General features: G+C 67.0%; 19 protein-coding genes and 2 pseudogenes. 13 read left to right on the top strand and 8 right to left on the bottom strand.

Features of this window, described 5'->3' with window-relative positions; translation table 11 throughout:
• Positions 1-162: 162 nt before the first annotated feature.
• The 3 genes from K307_RS32065 (at position 163) to K307_RS32055 (ending at position 2,700) form a co-directional block, all read left to right on the top strand.
• On the top strand, positions 163-1,470 hold the full coding sequence (locus K307_RS32065) for an O-acetylhomoserine aminocarboxypropyltransferase (RefSeq protein WP_042884965.1): 1,308 nt from the start codon (positions 163-165) through the stop codon (positions 1,468-1,470).
• Entirely contained in the window at positions 1,470-2,294 is an 825-nt protein-coding gene (locus K307_RS32060; protein ID WP_042884964.1) for an alpha/beta fold hydrolase, read from the top strand. Before K307_RS32065 ends, K307_RS32060 begins: the two co-directional genes overlap by 1 nt.
• Before the next feature lie 88 nt (positions 2,295-2,382).
• Positions 2,383-2,700 (top strand): Mpo1-like protein, encoded by a 318-nt coding sequence (locus K307_RS32055; protein ID WP_042884963.1) that lies wholly within the window; start codon positions 2,383-2,385, stop codon positions 2,698-2,700.
• A 23-nt stretch (positions 2,701-2,723) separates the two neighbouring features.
• Here K307_RS32055 and K307_RS32050 read toward each other — a convergent pair whose 3' ends face one another.
• A complete protein-coding gene (locus tag K307_RS32050) occupies positions 2,724-4,073 on the bottom strand; it encodes a YihY family inner membrane protein (RefSeq protein WP_042884961.1) in 1,350 nt (449 codons plus the stop codon).
• 188 nt (positions 4,074-4,261) lie between these two features.
• On the opposite strand from K307_RS32050, the gene wrbA reads away from it, so the two are divergent.
• The 3 genes from wrbA to K307_RS32035 are packed head-to-tail and all read left to right on the top strand — an operon-like array spanning position 4,262 to position 6,719.
• The gene (gene wrbA, locus K307_RS32045; protein ID WP_042884960.1) at positions 4,262-4,864 is read left to right on the top strand and encodes an NAD(P)H:quinone oxidoreductase; all 603 of its coding nucleotides are present in this window, start codon (positions 4,262-4,264) and stop codon (positions 4,862-4,864) included.
• Positions 4,861-5,283 carry a DUF2069 domain-containing protein gene (locus tag K307_RS32040; RefSeq protein ID WP_042884959.1) on the top strand — a complete coding sequence of 141 codons (423 nt, stop codon included), beginning with the start codon at positions 4,861-4,863 and terminating at the stop codon, positions 5,281-5,283. Before wrbA ends, K307_RS32040 begins: the two co-directional genes overlap by 4 nt.
• 17 nt (positions 5,284-5,300) lie before the next feature.
• On the top strand, positions 5,301-6,719 hold the full coding sequence (locus K307_RS32035) for an FAD-binding oxidoreductase (protein ID WP_042884958.1): 1,419 nt from the start codon (positions 5,301-5,303) through the stop codon (positions 6,717-6,719).
• Between the two features lie 12 nt (positions 6,720-6,731).
• Here the strand turns inward: K307_RS32035 and K307_RS32030 are convergent, their stop codons facing one another.
• Both K307_RS32030 and K307_RS32025 read right to left on the bottom strand, forming a co-directional pair.
• Positions 6,732-7,208, bottom strand: coding sequence for an N-formylglutamate amidohydrolase (locus K307_RS32030; protein WP_051975252.1), 477 nt, complete (start codon positions 7,206-7,208; stop codon positions 6,732-6,734).
• Positions 7,190-7,657 carry a porin gene (locus tag K307_RS32025; protein ID WP_230626377.1) on the bottom strand — a complete coding sequence of 156 codons (468 nt, stop codon included), beginning with the start codon at positions 7,655-7,657 and terminating at the stop codon, positions 7,190-7,192. Before K307_RS32025 ends, K307_RS32030 begins: the two co-directional genes overlap by 19 nt.
• 58 nt (positions 7,658-7,715) lie before the next feature.
• On the opposite strand from K307_RS32025, the gene K307_RS32020 reads away from it, so the two are divergent.
• Positions 7,716-8,357: an IS607 family transposase gene (locus K307_RS32020; protein ID WP_042878237.1), complete on the top strand. Its 642-nt coding sequence runs from the start codon at positions 7,716-7,718 to the stop codon at positions 8,355-8,357.
• Complete coding sequence (locus K307_RS32015) at positions 8,338-9,879, top strand: RNA-guided endonuclease InsQ/TnpB family protein (RefSeq protein WP_051975251.1); 1,542 nt, start codon at positions 8,338-8,340, stop codon at positions 9,877-9,879. Before K307_RS32020 ends, K307_RS32015 begins: the two co-directional genes overlap by 20 nt.
• Here the strand turns inward: K307_RS32015 and K307_RS32010 are convergent.
• Positions 9,856-10,395 (bottom strand): porin, encoded by a 540-nt coding sequence (locus K307_RS32010; RefSeq protein ID WP_419187208.1) that lies wholly within the window; start codon positions 10,393-10,395, stop codon positions 9,856-9,858. The genes K307_RS32015 and K307_RS32010 overlap by 24 nt on opposite strands.
• Positions 10,396-10,432: 37 nt before the next feature.
• Here K307_RS32010 and K307_RS32005 point away from each other — a divergent pair.
• Positions 10,433-10,882: pseudogene (locus tag K307_RS32005) on the top strand (protein glxC); the annotation flags it as partial.
• Position 10,883: 1 nt separating this feature from the next.
• Positions 10,884-12,241: pseudogene (locus K307_RS32000) on the top strand (FMN-binding glutamate synthase family protein).
• Between the two features lie 10 nt (positions 12,242-12,251).
• Here K307_RS32000 and K307_RS31995 read toward each other — a convergent pair.
• The 3 genes from K307_RS31995 to K307_RS31985 are packed head-to-tail and all read right to left on the bottom strand — an operon-like array spanning position 12,252 to position 14,997.
• Positions 12,252-12,620, bottom strand: a complete 369-nt coding sequence (locus tag K307_RS31995) for a hypothetical protein (protein ID WP_042884956.1) — start codon at positions 12,618-12,620, stop codon at positions 12,252-12,254.
• On the bottom strand, positions 12,617-13,534 hold the full coding sequence (locus K307_RS31990; RefSeq protein WP_042884955.1) for a DUF2950 domain-containing protein: 918 nt from the start codon (positions 13,532-13,534) through the stop codon (positions 12,617-12,619). The genes K307_RS31995 and K307_RS31990 overlap by 4 nt, the downstream gene beginning before the upstream one ends.
• Before the next feature lie 20 nt (positions 13,535-13,554).
• Positions 13,555-14,997, bottom strand: coding sequence for a DUF3300 domain-containing protein (locus K307_RS31985; RefSeq protein ID WP_042884954.1), 1,443 nt, complete (start codon positions 14,995-14,997; stop codon positions 13,555-13,557).
• Between the two features lie 151 nt (positions 14,998-15,148).
• On the opposite strand from K307_RS31985, the gene K307_RS48115 reads away from it, so the two are divergent.
• From K307_RS48115 to ppk2, 3 genes are read left to right on the top strand one after another with little or no spacing between them, the layout of a single operon-like run.
• Positions 15,149-15,394 carry a hypothetical protein gene (locus K307_RS48115; protein ID WP_155301307.1) on the top strand — a complete coding sequence of 82 codons (246 nt, stop codon included), beginning with the start codon at positions 15,149-15,151 and terminating at the stop codon, positions 15,392-15,394.
• Between the two features lie 24 nt (positions 15,395-15,418).
• Positions 15,419-15,991 carry a YSC84-related protein gene (locus tag K307_RS31980; protein WP_042884953.1) on the top strand — a complete coding sequence of 191 codons (573 nt, stop codon included), beginning with the start codon at positions 15,419-15,421 and terminating at the stop codon, positions 15,989-15,991.
• 40 nt (positions 15,992-16,031) lie between these two features.
• The gene (gene ppk2, locus K307_RS31975; protein WP_042884951.1) at positions 16,032-16,913 is read left to right on the top strand and encodes a polyphosphate kinase 2; all 882 of its coding nucleotides are present in this window, start codon (positions 16,032-16,034) and stop codon (positions 16,911-16,913) included.
• A gap of 52 nt (positions 16,914-16,965) precedes the next feature.
• Here the strand turns inward: ppk2 and K307_RS31970 are convergent, their stop codons facing one another.
• On the bottom strand, positions 16,966-17,553 hold the full coding sequence (locus K307_RS31970) for a hypothetical protein (RefSeq protein WP_042887651.1): 588 nt from the start codon (positions 17,551-17,553) through the stop codon (positions 16,966-16,968).
• Positions 17,554-17,581 lie beyond the last annotated feature (28 nt).

The following is a 17,581-nucleotide window of genomic DNA, read 5'->3' as shown; positions in this document are numbered from 1 at the left end:
GGGTGTGCGGGCAGAGATGCCCGCGAGTTCCCCCCGTTGGCCGATCCTAGCCCAAACCGGCCCGCAAAGTAAAGCAGGAGGCCGGTTTGCGGGCGGCGCGCCACCGTGGGCGGGCGCACGATGCTACGATGCTGGCCGGAGACAACTCAAGGCCGACCGATCATGTCCGGAACCCGATTCGACACGCTGGCCCTGCACGCCGGCGCCGCGCCCGACCCCGCCACCGGGGCCCGCGCCACCCCGATCCACCTGACCACCTCCTTCGTGTTCCGCGACAGCGAACACGCCGCGTCGCTGTTCAATATGGAGCGCGCGGGCCACGTCTACTCGCGCATCTCCAACCCGACCGTGGCCGTGCTGGAGGAGCGCATCGCCGCGCTGGAAAACGGCGCCGGCGCGATCGCCACCGCTTCCGGACAGGCCGCGCTGCACCTGGCGGTGGCCACGCTGATGGGCGCCGGCTCGCACGTGGTGGCGTCGTCGGCGCTGTACGGCGGCTCGCACAACCTGCTGCACTACACGCTGCGCCGCTTCGGCATCGAGACCACCTTCGTCAAGGCGCGCGACATCGACGCCTGGCGCGCCGCGATCCGCCCCAATACCCGGCTGCTGTTCGGCGAGACGCTGGGCAACCCGGGGCTGGACGTGCTGGATATCCCCACGCTGGCACAGCTCGGCCAGGACAATGGCATCCCGCTGCTGGTCGATTCCACCTTCACCACGCCCTACCTGCTGCGTCCGTTCGATCTCGGCGCCGGCCTGCTCTACCATTCGGCCACCAAGTTCCTGGGCGGCCACGGCACCACCATCGGCGGCGTGCTGGTCGAAGGCGGCACCTTCGACTTCGAGGCCTCGGGCCGCTTCCCGGAGTTGTCCGAGCCGTACGAGGGCTTCCACAACATGGTGTTTACCGAGGAAAGCACGGTGGCGCCCTTCCTGCTGCGCGCGCGCCGCGAGGGCCTGCGCGACTTCGGCGCCTGCATGAACCCGATGGCCGCCTGGCAGCTGCTGCAGGGCGTGGAAACGCTGCCGCTGCGCATGAGTCGCCATGTCGACAACACCCGCAAGGTGGTGCAGTTCCTGGCATCGCATCCGATGGTGGAATCGGTGTCCTACCCCGAACTGGAATCGCACCCCGACTACGAACTGGCCAAGCGCCTGCTGCCGCGCGGCTGCGGCGCGGTGTTCAGCTTCAACCTCAAGGGCAACCGCGTCGCCGGCCAGCGCTTTATCGAGAACATGTCGCTGTTCTCGCACCTGGCCAACGTGGGCGACGCGCGTTCGCTGGTGATCCACCCGGCCTCGACCACGCACTTCCGCATGGACGCGGCGGCACTGCAATCGGCCGGCATCACCGAGGGCACGATCCGGCTGTCGGTGGGGCTGGAGGACCCAGACGACCTGGTCGACGACCTCAAGCGCGGCCTGAAAGCCGCCGAGAAAGCCATGAGCGGCAAGGGAGGCGTCTGATGGAACTGAACGTTGCAAGCCAGCCTGCCTACGCTTACACCGGCGGCAAACCCTTCGATCCCGCCCTGCCCTGCGCCGTGTTCGTGCACGGCGCGCAGAACGACCACAGCGTGTGGGCGCTGCAGACGCGCTGGTTCGCCAACCACGGCTTCTCGGTGCTGGCGGTGGACCTGCCCGGCCACAACCGCAGCAAGGGCGCGCCGCTGGCCACGGTCGAGGCCATGGCCGACTGGGTCATGGCGCTGGTCGCCGCCGCCGGCGTCAAGGCGCCGGCCTTCGTGTTCGGCCACAGCATGGGCTCGCTGATCGCGCTGGAATGCGCGGCGCGCCATCCGCAAGCGGTGCGCGGCATTGGCCTGCTGGCCACCGCCTACCCGATGAAGGTTTCGGATGCACTGCTCGACGCCTCGCTCAACCGCGAGGACGAAGCCATTGCCATGGTCAACACCTGGTCGCATTCGAGCCTGGCCAACAAGCCCTCGTCGCCCGGCCCGGGCGCATGGATGCAGGGCGGCAGCCAGCGGCTGATGGAGCGCGTGGCGCGCAACAACCCGCAGGCGCATGTGTTCCACAACGATTTCTCGGCGTGCAACGCCTACGCCCATGGTGAAGAGGCAGCGGCCGCGGTGGCCTGCCCGGCGCTGTTCATCACCGGCAGCAAGGACATGATGACCTCGCCCAAGGCGGCGCTGGCGCTGGCCGGCAAGATGGCGAAGGCCAGCCTGGTGTCGGTGCCGTGCGGCCACGCGATGATGGGCGAGCGCCCCGACGAGGTGCTGGACGCGCTGGCGGCCTTCGCGCGCAAGCTGGTCGCAGCGGGCTGATGCCGCCCGGATGGCTCGCCACGCCAGCGGCCATCCCCCGGGCACAGAAGGTCTACACTGCACAAAACAAGACCCGCCGGAGACAGCCATGACCCACGCCCGCGCGCGCGAGTTCGAGAACTTCGCGGCCTTCTATCCCTACTACCTGGGCGAGCACCAGAACCGCACCTGCCGGCGGCTGCATTTCGTCGGCTCGACGGTGGCGCTGCTGTGCCTGGTGGCGCTGGTGGTCACCGGCAATGCCTGGTGGCTGCTGGGGGCGGCGGTGGCGGGTTATGCCTTTGCCTGGGTCGGGCACTTCGGCTTCGAGAAAAACCGGCCGGCCACATTCCGGCATCCGGTCTACAGCCTGATGGGCGACTGGATGATGTACGCCGATATCTGGCGCGGCAAAATCCCGTTCTGAAGGGCCACGCGGGCAGCCGGGCGTCAGACCTGACCGTGCCACCCCGGCGGCACCACCTCCAGCGTGCGCCGCTGCGCCGCGGCACCGGTCTCCTCAGTACCATGCCCTGGTCCGTCGGCCGGCGGCTGGCCAAAGACAGCCTCCAGCGTTTGGTCGAGCTGCGGATTGTCCAGGATCGACTTGAGCCCGTCGGCCCCGCGCAGGTGCTGCGCCAGTGCCGTGCGCGGCAGTCGCGGCAGGTTCAGCACCAGCCGGTCGTGCAGCATGCGCAGCGTCACCTGCGCGGGATCGCATAGCAGCGCCCAGTGGGCCTGCCCGCGCTCCTGCTGCAGCCGCCCGATCAGGTGCATGGCCTTGAGCTTGCCCAGCAGGCCCGCCAGGTAATCGGCCTCGACCCGCAGCGTGCGGCTCAGGTCCAGCTCGCCCACGCTGCGCGGCACCTCGTCGCGGGCGCGGTAGAGCAGCAGCAGCACGCCCAGCGCGTCAAAGAACTCGCTACCGGCAAAGGTGCGGCGCCGCCAGTAGCCTTGCCGGATCACCGGCAGGTTGGCCGCGATGGTGGCCCCCAGCAGCGTCACCAGCCAACTCAGGTAGATCCACAGCAGGAAGATCGGCAGGGCCGCAAAGGTGCCGTAGACCGCGGTATAGGCCGGGATATGCGTGATGAAGTAGCCGAAGCCGCGCTTGGCGAATTCGAACGCGATCGCCGCCACCACGCCGGCGACGAGGGCGTCGCGCCACTCCACGTAGGCGTTGGGCACCGCCGTGTACAGGAAGGCGAAGGCCAGCGCCGACAGCACCACCGGCGTGGCACTGACCAGCAGCCCGACGCCGAGCGGCATGGTGCCGACATAGCCAGCCGAGATCGAGATCAGGTAAGAGCTGATCGACAGGCTCGCGCCGATCAGCACCGGCCCGAAGGTCAGCACCGCCCAGAACACCAGCACGCGCTGCGCCAGCGGTCGGCGCTGCTTGACGCGCCAGATCGCATTGAGCGCGTCTTCCACCGTCAGCATGGTCAGCACCGACGTGACCATCAGGCCGCCCAGGCCCATCGCGGTCAGCCCGCGCGCGCTCTTGGCGAACATGCCGATGTAGCGCTGGATCGATTCGCTGACGTTGCCGGGGATCAGGTTCTGGAACAGGAACGCCTCGATGGCGTTGCGGAAATCGCGGAAAACGGGGAACGCGGCCAGCAGCGCAAAGGCCACCGTCAGCACCGGCACCACGGCCAGCACGGTGGTAAACGTCAGGCTCGCCGACACCTGCGGCAGCCGGTCTTCGCCGGCACGGCGCAGTGCGTAGCGCGCCAGGGCGCGCACCTTCTGCAGGTTCCATTCCCTGCGCAGGCGGGCAACGCGGGGTCCAATCATGCGGCAGCAACTCCTTGTCGATCTAGCGGTAAACAGGACAGATGCCCCAGCTGGACGGGCGGGCAGGCGGGCGAGCGCGGGGGCGCATCTATAATACGCGCATTGTTTCCGGCACTTCGGACACCTGTCCGACCGCCATCCCGATGCCTTTCCGGCGCCATACTCTCCACCGCCGGCCATCCCGCTCCATGACCGACATCCTCGTCCTGTACTACAGCCGCCACGGCAGCACCCGCAAGCTTGCCGAACTGATCGCCACCGGCATCGACAGCGTCCCCGGCGCCCAGGCCAGGCTGCGCACCGTGCCGCCCGTGTCCACCGTGTGCGAGGCCACCGCGCCCGACATCCCGGCCGACGGCCCGCCCTATGCCGAGCTGCGCGACCTGGAGGAGTGCGCCGGCCTGGCGCTGGGCAGCCCCACCCGCTTCGGCAATATGGCCGCGCCGATGAAGTACTTCCTCGACGGCACCGTGGCGCAATGGCTGTCGGGCACGCTGACGGGCAAGCCTGCCTGCGTGTTCACCGCCACCGGCAGCCTGCACGGCGGGCAGGAGACCACGCTGCTGTCGATGATGCTGCCGCTGCTGCACCACGGCATGCTGATCATGGGCCTGCCCTATGGCGAGAAGGGCCTGATGACCACCGCCTCGGGCGGCACGCCCTACGGCCCCAGCCACCATGCCCATGCCGACAACCGCGGCCCGGTGACGGAAGACGAATCGGCGCTGGCGCTCGCCATGGGCCGGCGCCTGGCGCGCGTCGCGCTACGGCTGGACGGAGCCGGCGCATGAGTGCGGCCACCGACAGCCCGACCACCGACAGCGACCAGGCGCTGCACAGCCCCTGGCTGTACCGTCTCAGCGTGGGCAGCCTGCTTGCGCTGATGCTGCTGTGCATCGCCTGGGAATGGTTCCTCGCGCCGCTGCGCCCCGGCGGCTCGTGGCTGATCATCAAGTTCCTGCCGCTGCTGCTGCCGCTGCGCGGCGTGCTCTCGCGCAACCGCTACACCATGCAGTGGTCGTCGATGCTGATCCTGCTGTTCTTCACCGAAGGCATCGTGCGCGCCACCAGCGACCGCGCGCCCTCTTCCACGCTGGCATGGGTGGAGGTGGCGCTGACGCTGGTGTTCTTTGTCAGCACCATCCTGTACCTGCGGCCGTACAAGCGGCGCGCCCGCGCGGCCACGAAGGCCGCCGCGCGCAAGCCCTGATACCCGAACCCGAAGCCATGACCGCGACCCAAGACTCCTTCCTCGCCCTGTGCCGCGCCGCACTGGGTTCCCAGCACGTCCTGACCGACGCCGCCGACAAGGCGCCCTACCTGACCGACTGGCGCAAGCGCTATACCGGCGAGGCGCTGGCGGTGCTGCGCCCTGGCACCACCGAGGAAGTTGCGGAAGCCGTCCATGCCTGCCATGCGCACAAGATCGCGGTGGTGCCGCAAGGCGGCAATACCGGCCTGTGCGGCGGCGCCACACCGGTGGCCGGGCAGGATTCGGTGGTGATCTCGCTGCAGCGGCTGAACCGCATCCGCCAGGTCGACCCGCTCAACAACACCATCACCGTGGAGGCCGGCGTGGTGCTGCAGCACCTGCAGGACGTGGCACGCGAGCATGGCCGGCTGTTCCCGCTGAGCCTCGCGGCCGAAGGCAGCTGCACCATCGGCGGCAACCTGTCGACCAACGCCGGCGGCACCGCGGTGCTGCGCTACGGCAATACCCGCGAGCTGTGCCTGGGGCTGGAAGTGGTGACACCGTCTGGCGAAACCTGGCACGGCCTGCGCGGCCTGCGCAAGGACAACACCGGCTACGACCTGCGCGACCTGTTTATCGGCGCAGAAGGCACGCTCGGCATCATTACCGCGGCGGTGATGAAGCTGTTCCCGCTGCCGCGCGCCTCGGTCACCGCGCTGGCTGCGGTGCAGAGCCCGCGCGCCGCGCTGGCGCTGCTGGCGATCGCGCAGTCGCACGCGGGTGCGATGCTGACCGGCTTCGAACTGATGTCGGCGCTCAGCATGACGCTGGTGACGCGGCACTACCCGCAACTGCGCTACCCCTTCGCCGACATCCACCCGCAGCTGGTGCTGATGGAGCTGTCCGACAGCGAAAGCGAAGACCACGCGCGCGGCATCTTCGAAACGCTGATGACGTCCGCGTTCGAGGCGGGCGTGGTGGCAGACACCGTGGTCGCGGAATCGGTGCAGCAGTCGCGCGACTTCTGGAACCTGCGCGAGCATATCCCGCTGGCGCAGGTGGAAGACGGCAAGAACATCAAGCACGATATCGCCGTGCCGGTGTCGCGCGTGGCGGACTTTATTGAGACCACCGACGCGCTGCTGCAGAACGCCTTCCCCGGCGCCCGCATGGTGACCTTCGGCCATCTCGGCGACGGCAACCTGCACTACAACGTGTCGCCGCCGGAAGGCGTCGACCATGACGCCTTCCTGGCCAACCAGGAGCAGGTCAACCGCATCGTCCACGACAGCGTGCGCTCGCACAACGGCTCGATCTCGGCCGAGCATGGCCTGGGCCAGCTCAAGCGCGAGGAGATCCGCCACTACAAGAGCGAGGTCGAGCTGCGCATGATGCGCGCGATCAAGGAAGCGCTGGACCCGCTCGGGAGGATGAATCCCGGCAAGGTGATCTGAGCGCGCGCCCTGTCATCGCGGCCGCGCCAGTTCGTCCCGGATATACGCGGCCAAGCTTTCCAGCATCTGGTCGAGGTGGCTGCGCAGCCCCGCGTAGCCGTGATGCGGCGTGAATCTCGCCTCGTCCAGGTACAAGGCGCGGTTGATCTCGATCTGCAGGCTGTGCCGCCCGCGCGCCGGATCGGCATACGCCGTGATCAGTTCCGCGCCCTTGTACGGCCAGTTGACGCCGACCCGGTAGCCGAACCCGCGCAGGCACTGCCCCACCAGTTCGACGAAGGCCGCCGAGCAGGTCGAACTGTCGCGGTTGCTGACGACGAAGTCCGGGCGCTCGGCGCCGTTGTCGATGTTCATGGCATTGCCGCGCGACTTCATCGAATGGCAGTCGATGTGCCACACCGCGCCAAAGCGCGCGTGATGCGTCGCCAGCAGGCCGGCGAGCGCGGCGTGGTACGGATCGTAGTAGGTCTTCAGCAAGTGCTCGGCCATGGCGGGCGACAGCGGCGCCGCACGATATCGCCCGGCTTATGCGAGTTGGAGTCCTCGTGGTCGAAGAACACGTAAGGCGTGGTGCGCTTGCTCAGGCTGTAGGCGGCCTGCACCTTCTTGAGCCGGCCCTGCGGGTCGCGCTGCACCGCGCGTTCCATGTAGTTGACGGTCAGGCTGTGCGGGCCGTACGGCACAGAGAAGCCGACCAGCCAGTACGGCACGTCGGCCCTGCTCGTGGCCGTGCCGGCGTAGCGGTCGCGTCCGTAGATGCCATAGACGTTGACCACGGTGAAGTTGTAGGAGGCCGTGGCCTGCACCTTGTCGCGGAAGTCGTTAGCCACCAGGCCACCGGTCTTGGCATCGCGCGAATAGCCCAGGCCCGCGGCAAAATTGCCCGCGGCATAGTTCAGGCCGATGTCGTACTGGCGGAAATCGTCTTCCGCCTTCACCGGGGGCAAGTGAGCAGCCCCTTGTAAACTGCTTATAGGTGTGTAATTATTATCACCCATGAGCATACTTGCTAAAGTTACGATGAAGGAGGCGTGCGCGATGCTGGGCATCCACCCTGGCACGCTTCGCCGATGGGAGCTCGACGGGAAGATCTCCGCCGATCGGACTCCGGGTGGTCATCGTCGCTATAATTTGACCGCTCTAATGGAGTTGGCCGGCAAGAAGGTCGAGGAAGCAGAGCGCGGGCGTACTACGCTCGCCTATGCGCGCGTTTCCAGCCACGACCAGAAGGCCGATCTGGAGCGTCAGTGCCAGGTGCTGGAGTCGTTCTGCGCTGCGAAGGGATGGCCCTTCGAACTCATCCGGGATCTCGGCTCCGGCATGAACTATGAGAAGAAGGGCCTCAAGCAACTGCTCAAACGTATCTGTGCCGGAGGCGTTGATCGGCTTGTCATCACACACAAGGACCGGCTCTTGCGATTTGGTGCAGAGCTCGTTTTTGCTCTGTGCGAGCAATTCGGAACGGAAGTCGTCATCATCAATGCCAAAGGCGATTCGACGTATGAGGAGGATCTTGCCTGCGACGTGCTTGAGATCATTACCGTCTTTTCGGCGCGCCTCTATGGCAGCCGTTCCCACAAGAATCGTCACGCCATGAAAGCCCTGAAAGAGGCTGCAGATGCCATTCAAGAGGGCTGATCCCAGCACTATCCAGTTCGCGAGGAAGGTCCGTCTGGTGGTGGACGCTGATGCTGCGGGCAAGCTCGACGGGCAATCCAAAATCTGCAACTGGCTATGGAATCGACTCAAGGACGAAGTCGAGACGCGCATGGCGGAGTTGTCCATCGTCGGCGGCTATGGCTATCTTGATGAGGCGCGAACCAAGAAGCTCCTGTCGGAGGTCTATTCCGAGATCGGGCTTCGCAACCTCGTGCCGCCGCTCAAGGAGCGTCATCCGTTCTTGCGCTGCGTGTTTTCTTCACCGCTGAAGAATGTCGCGCTGCGCATGGCCAAGGCCATTGCCTCGCATCGAAAGTCGAAGAATGGACAGCGCTGCGGCCCAGACGTGGGCTGGGTCAAGTACAAGGCATGGGCCAAGCACTGGATGAGCCTGGAATACGACGAGCCAGGCAAAGGCTGGAATGTTTCCCAGTTCGGTTGGCTCAACCTATCGTTCGGCGCGAACGCGCAAGGACAGCGGCTGTCGCTGCGCCTGAAGATGGAGAAGACACCCAAGGAGATCGCGAGCGCTCGCACTTGCCGGATCGTCCGCGAGGGCCGCGACCGCTATTTCGCTGTGTTCACGTTCAAGGGGCAGAAGAAGGCCAGGCAACGCGGCACGCGCGTGGTCTACATCGATCCGAACCTGAAGAACTTTGGCTACGCTCTGGATACTGAGGGGCGCGCCTTCGAATTGTCCAATCTTGAGAGGTTGAAGGAGTCGGAGCACATTCTCGATCGGCTAACGAGTCTGCGTGACCGGTGCATAGCAAAGTCGCTGTGGGTAGATACCGTCCACGGCGATGGCACGGTGTCGACGCATTGGCGTCCCAGTCGCCGCTGGAAGCGTTTGGACGACGCTGTGGAGCGAATGCAAACCAAAGTGCGAGAACAGAAAAAGCACTTCATGTATTCGCTGGCGAACCAGCTCTGCAGGCACTACGACGTGATTGGGATCGGCAACTACGTGCCGGAGAACACCAACCACGGCAAGGGCCGCAAATACAACCGCGCGGTAAGAAACAGAACGATGCACGGTGCATTCAAGGACATTGTCTCGTGGGTCGCGACGCGCTCCAGAAAGCATGCGCTGGTGCTGGATGAAACCGGCACCACGCGAACGTGCCATGCGTGTGGTCACGTTGTCGAGGGCGGGATAGCGCCCGCAATTCGGGAGTGGGATTGCCCGGGCTGCGGCACCTGCCACCTGCGCGACGAGAATGCCTGTCAAAACGGTCTGCGGCGGCTGCTGACGCAAGTCGGCGACGCTGTGGACTGCTCCCATCTGCCCTGCTCGGGCCCCGTTCAGATTATCGGGCGGTGTGATTGGCGATTCCATCCGCAAGGATGGACGGGAGTCCCGAGAGGGGGCGCCAATGTGAATTCAATGCGCCTGCCGGAGTACCGGCAGCGAATGCGCGCGTTACCGCGCGCTCGGGTTGGTGACCGCGCGTCCAAATCTGCAAAGACGTCGCCATCAGCGATGCGTAGGCTTGCTTAGATTTGGAAGAGCGGAACTGACTTTGGGCGTGGCCGGGTCCGGCCCGGCCAGGTTCACGCGCGCGCGCACCGAGAAGCCGCCGAAGTCCGGCGTCATGTAGCCGACCGCATTGGAGACGCGATTGCGCGCGTTCAGCACCTTGGTGCCGATCGCAGTCGCGCCGGCATCGTGGATGACGAAGTCCACGTTCTGCGTGACCTGCGAATAGATCGGCGAGCCGACGATGGTCGCGGAATCCAGCCTCCCCAGCGCGATCGCGCCGAAGCCGCCGCGCAGGCCGACAATGGCATTGCGGAACTGTGGGTTGGTGGCCACGCCGTTGTCCGTGCCGAAGCCCTGCTCCAGGCCGAACGCGGCCTGCAGGTCGCCGCCCAGGTCCTCGCTGCCGCGCATGCCCCAGCGCGAGGCATTGTCAGTCATCTGGGTGGTCGATCCGTCCGGCCCCTTCGGGTATTCGACATCGGTGTCGAGGCGTCCGTACAGCGTCACCGACGCGTCGGCCGCTGCCGACAGCATCGCCAGCGCGCCGCCGACGCAGGCGTGCCGGATCACTGTGGCGGAGAACATGATGAGCGGCAGGGTCCATGTCAGGGGCTTCGCCTTCTACGCCGCGGGCGCCACCGCGCAAGGCGGGCTGCCGGTGATCGACGGCGATGCGGGGCTGCGCTGCGGGATCTCGCTCAAGGGTGCCGATATCGTGGTGGGCGGCTCGGTCGGCAGCTTTTCCGCCTTCATGGCGCAGGCGGGCAACTTGGTGGTGCTGGGCGATGCCGGCGAGGCGCTGGGCGATTCGCTGTACGAAGCCCGCATCTTCGTGCGCGGCAAGGTGAAAAGCCTGGGCGCCGACTGCGAGGTCAAGCCGATGGGCGAGGCCGAGCTCGGCATCCTGGCCGACCTGTTGCGCAAGGCCGGCCATCACGACGTCTCCCCCGCATCGTTCACGCTGTACGGCTCGGCCCGCACGCTCTATCACTTCCATGTCGACAACGCAGGAGCTTACTGAGATGAATGCACCGTCCGATCCCCACGCGCTGATCTCCGGCTCCACGCAAACCCCGCCGCGCTTCTCCGCGACCTTCGATCCGGCCACGCTGGCCGAGATCCGCCCCGCGCCGCGGCCACCGGCATCTACGATATCCGCGGCGGCGGCACCAAGCGTAAGCTGCCGCATTTCGACGACCTGCTGTTCCTGGGCGCGTCGATCAGCCGCTACCCGCTGGAAGGCTATCGCGAGAAATGCGGCACCGACGTCGTGCTCGGCACGCGCTTTGCCAGCAGACCCATCCACCTGAAGACCCCCGTCACCGTCGCCGGCATGAGCTTCGGCGCGCTCTCCGCGCAGGCCAAGGAAGCGCTGGGCCGAGGCGCCACGCTCGCAGGCACCAGCACCACGACAGGCGACGGCGGCATGACGCCCGAGGAGCGCGGCCAGTCGCAGACGCTGGCGTACTAGTACCTGCCGTCGCGCTACGGCATGAACCCCGATGACCTGCGCAAGGCCGACGCCATCGAGGTCGTGATCGGCCAGGGCGCCAAGCCGGGCGGCGGCGGCATGCTGCTCGGCCAGGAGATCAGCCCGCGCGTGGCCGCGATGCGCTGCCTACCGGAAGGCATCGACCAGCGCTCGGCCTGCCGCCATCCCGACTGGACCGGGCCCGACGATCTCGAGATCAAGATCCTGGAACTGCGCGAGATTACCGACTGGGAGAAGCCGGTCCACGTCAAGATCGGCGCGACGCGGCCGTACTACGAAGTGGCACTTGCGGTGAAGGCCGGCGCCGACGTGGTCGTGCTCGACGGCATGCAGGGCGGCACCGCGGCCACGCAGGAGGTCTTTATCGAACACGTCGGCATCCCGATCCTGGCGGCGATCCGCCCGGCGGTGAAGGCGCTGCAGGACCTGGGCATGCACCGCAAGGTCCAGCTGATCGTCTCGGGCGGGATCCGCAACGGCGCGGACATGGCCAAGGCGCTGGCGCTTGGCGCCGACGCGGTGGCGATCGGCACCGCCGCACTGGTGGCACTGGGCGACAACGATCCGCGCCACCAGCAGAATACGCAACGCTTGGCACCGTGGCCGGCGCGTATGACGACTGGCACGAAGGCAGGGATCCGGCCGGCATCACCACGCAGGACCCGCTGCTGGCCGCCCGTCTCGATCCTGTCCAGGCGGGCCGGTCGCCTGGCCAACTACCTGTCGGTCATGACGATGGAGGCGCAGGTCATCGCACGCGCGTGCGGCAAGTCGCAGCTGCACAACCTGGAGCCGGAAGACCTGGCGGCGCTGACGGTGGAGGCCGCGGCGATGACGCAGGTGCCGCTGGCGGGAACTTGCTGGATCCCCGGTGCAGCAGGTCAATGAGCGACGGGTCTCAGCGGCCCATGCGCGCGTCGTAGCTGCGCGAGATGCGCTCGAGCAGGCCGGGATCCCCCGGGTCGCCGCCGTCGAACTGCACCCGCACCGTGCCGTCCGCCTGCCGGCGCACGCTGGCCGTGACCGGCCGGTTGTTGCGGGTGCCGGCCACCGTGCCGGACGAGAAATCCTCCGTGCTGATCGACACACCCTGGTCGCGCATGGCGCCGGCGGCCGCGGCAAAGGCGCGGTCGTAGCGGCTGGGCTGCGGCCCCGGGTAGGTGGTCGGGACCACCTCCGCCGGGTAAGGGTAGGGATAGCACGCCGTCAGCACCGGCACCGCGCCGAGCACGGCAATGCCCGCCAGGATCCGCAGCGCGTGTTTCATGGCGTCACCTTGGTCCAGCCAGGTCCGGGATCGAAGGCCTTGGTCGCCGCGGCCTTGCCAGTGCTGTCGGGTCCCAGGTCGCGTTCATAGACCTGGCCGTCGTGGCTGACCATGAAGCTCTTCACGCCGGTGTCGCCGTAACGTACCGGCCAGGCCAGCACGGCAAAGCCGCCGAACAGCTTGCCATTGACGACATAGTTGTAGGCCCCGCCGGGTGCGTTGGGGCCCTGGGCCGTCAGCAGCTTGTAGTGATAGCCGTAATAGCCGCCCTGCCCCGGATTGCGCTGGCCGGCGGTCAGGAATGCGGCCCCGAGCGGGCTGGGCGTTTCGCCGCCCGACGTCGGCCAGTACAGGCCGTCCTGCTTGCCCGGCGAACTCGCAAGCTTGCCCGCGTAGGCCAGCAGGCCATCGCCGTCATGGTCGGTGCGCGCGTATTCGCGCTGGGCGTCATAGACCGCGAGCATGGTCTGGATTACCGCAAGCTCATTGCGGCCGATGCGGCGTATGCGAATCTCGTCGACCCCGGCACGCGTATCGAACTGCCAGCCCTTCGATGTCTTCACCAGCGGCACTGGCAGGGTCCAGCCGTCATTGCCTACGGCGATGCGGGCGCGGCTGTCGCCCTCGGGCTGGATCGCATGCGAGATCCGCCAGGCCTCGAGAAAGCGGTACCGGACGTCGGCGCCGACCGGCGGGATCAGGTCGTGGAACCTGGCGCCCAGCAGCACCTTCATGGCATCGTCGTCGCTGGTGGCGACCGCCTCGCCAAAGGCGTTCATGGCGGCCTCGGGGGTTTTGAAGGGCTTCTGCGCGTGCGCGGCGTGCATGCCGGCAACGGTCAGCGCGAGCGCAAGCGCCAGCGCGCAGGCCAAGCGGCCAGGCAGGGATCGGGCAATGCTCAGTGGTGACGTCATGATCGAGGCTCCCTGGTCCGCTAGCGCCTGCCACCGCGTCCGCCGCCGCCGCCGAACCCGCCGCCGCCACGCCCGCCGCCACCGCCGCCACCGCCGCCTGCGCCGCCTGCGCGGCCTCCGGCCGACTGCATGCTCGAGCGTCCGCGATCGAAGTCGCGCTGTGACGCGCCGCCGCCGCCCACGCCCTGGAATGCATTGTCGCGCCCGCCACCGCCGCCGCGGTCGGCTACGGTGGTGGCCCGTTCGCCGCCGCCCCGTGACCGATCGGCAGCCCCTGCGCGGTCCGACACGCCGGCCCGGTCAGATACGCCGCCTCGATCGGAGACTCCGGCCCGGTCAGAGACACCGCCCCGTTCGCCGCCCCGATCACCGGCCCGATCACCGGCCCGATCACCGCCCCGGTCTCCGGCGCGGTCTCCCGCCCGATCACCCGCCCGGTCTCCGGACCGATCCCCGGCACCCGGCCGGTCCTGCCCGCCTGCCCGGTCACGCGCCGCGCGGTCGGACACGCCGGCACCGCCCTCGCGGCCCCGGAACTCATTGCGCCGGTCTGCGCCCGGCACATCGCGGGAGAATTTCTCGCGGGTGGCATTGTCGCGGTAGGCCACCCCCTGCCGGTGACCGGCGTCGTGCTGCCAGCGCCCCCCGCTCTGCACCTTGGTGCGGTCAAAGTTGCGATCGATATTGGTGGCCCGGTTGACGTTGACGTTCACGTCGCCACCACCCCAGTTGCAGTTGCCGAAGATCGCCCCGGCGGCGGCCAGCCCGACGCCCCAGGCAAAGCCCGTGGCCAGCGCGGCGCCCGGGTAGTAAGCGGGGTACGGCGGCCAGTAGTACGGCGGATAAGACGGATAGCCCCAGGAACCGTAGACCACGGTGGGGTTGTAGGCCGGCACGTAGATGACCTGCGGGTCGGCCGGCTCGATGCGCACCACGGTCTGCACGCCCGGCGCCGCGCTAGTCGCGGGCTCGACAATGACATTCTGCTGTTCGGTGGACTTGAGGTTGCCGGATTGCTGCGCCTTGTTGCGCAGCCGCTGCACCGCCGCCAGCACGTCTTTCTCCTGGGCCAGGAAGGCGTCGCCGAGCTTCTGCGTCCAGTCGAGCTTGTCATTCATCGGTTCGAGCACCTGCGGGAAGGCCACCAGCGACTTCACGCTGACATCCCACGGCTGGTCGGCCACGGCCTTGACCGCGGCGTCGCCCTTGACCTTGGGATTGGCCTTGAGCCAGCGCGCCGCGTGCACGATCTCCAGCGGGTAGGTGGAGGCCATCAGCACCTGCGACAGCACGGAATCGGGATAAAGCGCGATCGGCGCGACCAGCGCCTCGAGCTCCTCCGGCTTGAAGGTGGGTGGCGGATTCTGTACGTCTTGCGCCGCGGCACCGCCCGCTCCCGCCATCAGCGTGACAAACAGCCACGCCCAGCCGCACCGAAGCAGCCGCCTGACCAGAAAGGCCATATTCCCTCCTCGCAGCCGGTGACGTTCGCCATCCGAGGCGGGCTGTGTCAGCGCATCGACGGAAATAGTGTCTTCGTGTTGCGTGCCATTGCCAGCCAACATACGGAGCGCATTTTGCTCCATACGCGCTACGAAGGTAGTACGGCGACCCTTGGAATTCAACCGTTTTCAAATCCATGCCATGCAAACAAAGGCGGCCGGGGATTTCGACAGAAAAATTGATCGGCGTCAGGATTTACCCCCGCATTGTTTCTATCGTGAAAGCGACCCGCGTGCGCGCGCACAGGCGGATGCTGCATGGCGGGATCTTGAAAGCGGGACGTTGACCATGCAAAAAGCCGGCACAGGAATAATCGGCTGCGCGCTTTCCCTCGCGGCACTTGCAGTACGCCCCTGATATGCAAATAACCTGTGAGCTGCCATGAAGCGCCGTGACTTTCTCCTGATTTCCTCAGCGTCGATTGCCACCCTGGCGACCGGCTGCACCACCACCGGCACAGGCAGCAGCACCGATACAGCCGCCAAGCGCCGCGAGATCGATGCCGGTGTCGATGGTGCGATGAACCGGCTCTTTTCCTCCGCGCGCGGCGCCAACGAGCTGGCGCAGAAGGCGCAAGGCATCCTGGTGTTCCCGCGCATCCTGGCTGCCGGCTTTGTCGTCGGCGGCGAATACGGCGAAGGCGCGCTGCGTGTCGGCGGCCAGTCGGTGGCCTACTACCGGACGACCTCGGCTTCGTTCGGCCTGCAGGCCGGGGCCCAGTCCAAGGCCGTGATCCTGATGTTCATGACGCCGGACGCGCTGCAGAAATTCCAAGCCAGCAAGGGCTGGACCGCCGGCGTCGACGGTTCGATTGCCGTGGCCAAGATCGGTGCGGGCGGCGACCTGGACACCAACACCGTACGCGCTCCCATCGTGGGTTTTGTCGTCACCAACGCCGGTTTGATGGCCAACCTGTCACTGGAAGGCACCAAGATCACGAAGCTGGAAATCTGACCGGACCCCGCGGCAGCGGGAACGACGATAGAGGAGGATCATGGCCAAGGGAAAAGGGAAGCGCAAGGACAAGGACCGGACCGACACCGAGCCGCGCGAGCCGGACGCGGCTGGCAGCCGCGAGGAGAAGCCGGACCAGCAGCCACGCGAGCGCATGTCGGAGAAGGCGTACCAGAAGGAACTCTTCCCGCTGCATGTCGAGCTCGTCAAGCTGCAGCAATGGGTGCAGGCCAGCGGCACCAAGGTCTGCGTGGTGTTCGAAGGCCGCGACGGTGCCGGCAAGGGCGGCACCATCAAGGCCATCACGGAACGCGTCAGTCCGCGCGTTTTCCGCGTGATCGCCCTGCCCGCGCCGACCGATCGCGAAAAGAGCCAGATGTACGTACAGCGCTACCTCCCGCACCTGCCCGCCGCGGGAGAGATCGTCATCTTCGACCGGAGCTGGTACAACCGCGCCGGCGTCGAGCGCGTGATGGGATTCTGCACCGAAACGCAGGCCGAGGAGTTTCTCCGGGCTGTCCCCCTGGTCGAACGCGCCATCGTGCATTCCGGCATCATCCTGGTCAAGTACTGGCTGGAGGTCAGCCAGGAAGAGCAGACCCGCCGCCTGGAAGGACGCATCCAGGACGGCCGCAAGGTATGGAAGCTCACCGACATGGACTTGCGCTCATACAGTCGCTGGTACGAATATTCACGCGCGCGCGACGCCATGTTTGCCGCCTCCGATACCGAATATGCGCCGTGGCATGTGGCCAATTCCAATGACAAGCGGCGGGCGCGCCTGAACATCATCACGCACCTGCTGGCACAGATCCCGTACAAGGAAATCGAGCGCAAGCCAGTCAAGCTGCCTGCCAGGCAGAAGGCGGGCGGATACCGGGAGCCCGACTACCAATATCGGTATGTGGAAGAGCGATACTAGTCCCGGTCCCCGGCTGGCACTCCCGGGCGCGTGAGCCCGGGGCCGCCGGCATTCACTTCTTCTTGGCAGGCTCCACCGAAATCGCCATGGCCTCGGTGTACACCACCTGTACCCGATCGCCCTTCTTCACCGACTTCAGTTGCCCGGGATCCTCTACCAGCAGATCGATCTGGTTGCCCTTCGGGCCCTTGAGCGTCACGGTCTTGCTGGCAGCGTTCACCGCCACCACGTCGGCCGTCACCGTGACCTCCCTGCCGACCACCCCGCCAGGCTTGGCCCCGGGCGCCGCGCGTTCTTCCGTGGCCCGCTCGGTCGCCGTGGGCGGCCCCGACGCCTTGGTCAGGCTGAGCGAGACGGCCTCCCGATACTGCACGGTCACGACGTCGCCGACGGCAAGCTGATCGAAATTGCGCGCCTCTTCCCCCACAATCAGCTGGACGCTCTTCCCCTTCGTCGTTTTCAGCGTCACGGTCCGGGTGCCACGGTCGATGGCGACCACAGTGGCCTTTACGGTCGCGGTGCCGGTCGCCTTCGCCTGGCCCTGCGAGCGCTGGACGTCGACCGTGGTCTCCGGTTGTGCCACCGCGGTCTGCAGCGCAAGGCCCAGGATGGCCACGCCCATCAATGCTGATTTCTTCATGTTGCACTCCTCTGGAATGGAAATCTGG

It is taken from the genome of Cupriavidus necator A5-1, from assembly GCF_000744095.1.
Taxonomy (GTDB): Bacteria; Pseudomonadota; Gammaproteobacteria; order Burkholderiales; family Burkholderiaceae; genus Cupriavidus; species Cupriavidus necator_A.
This window is presented reverse-complemented; position numbering and strand designations above follow the sequence as displayed.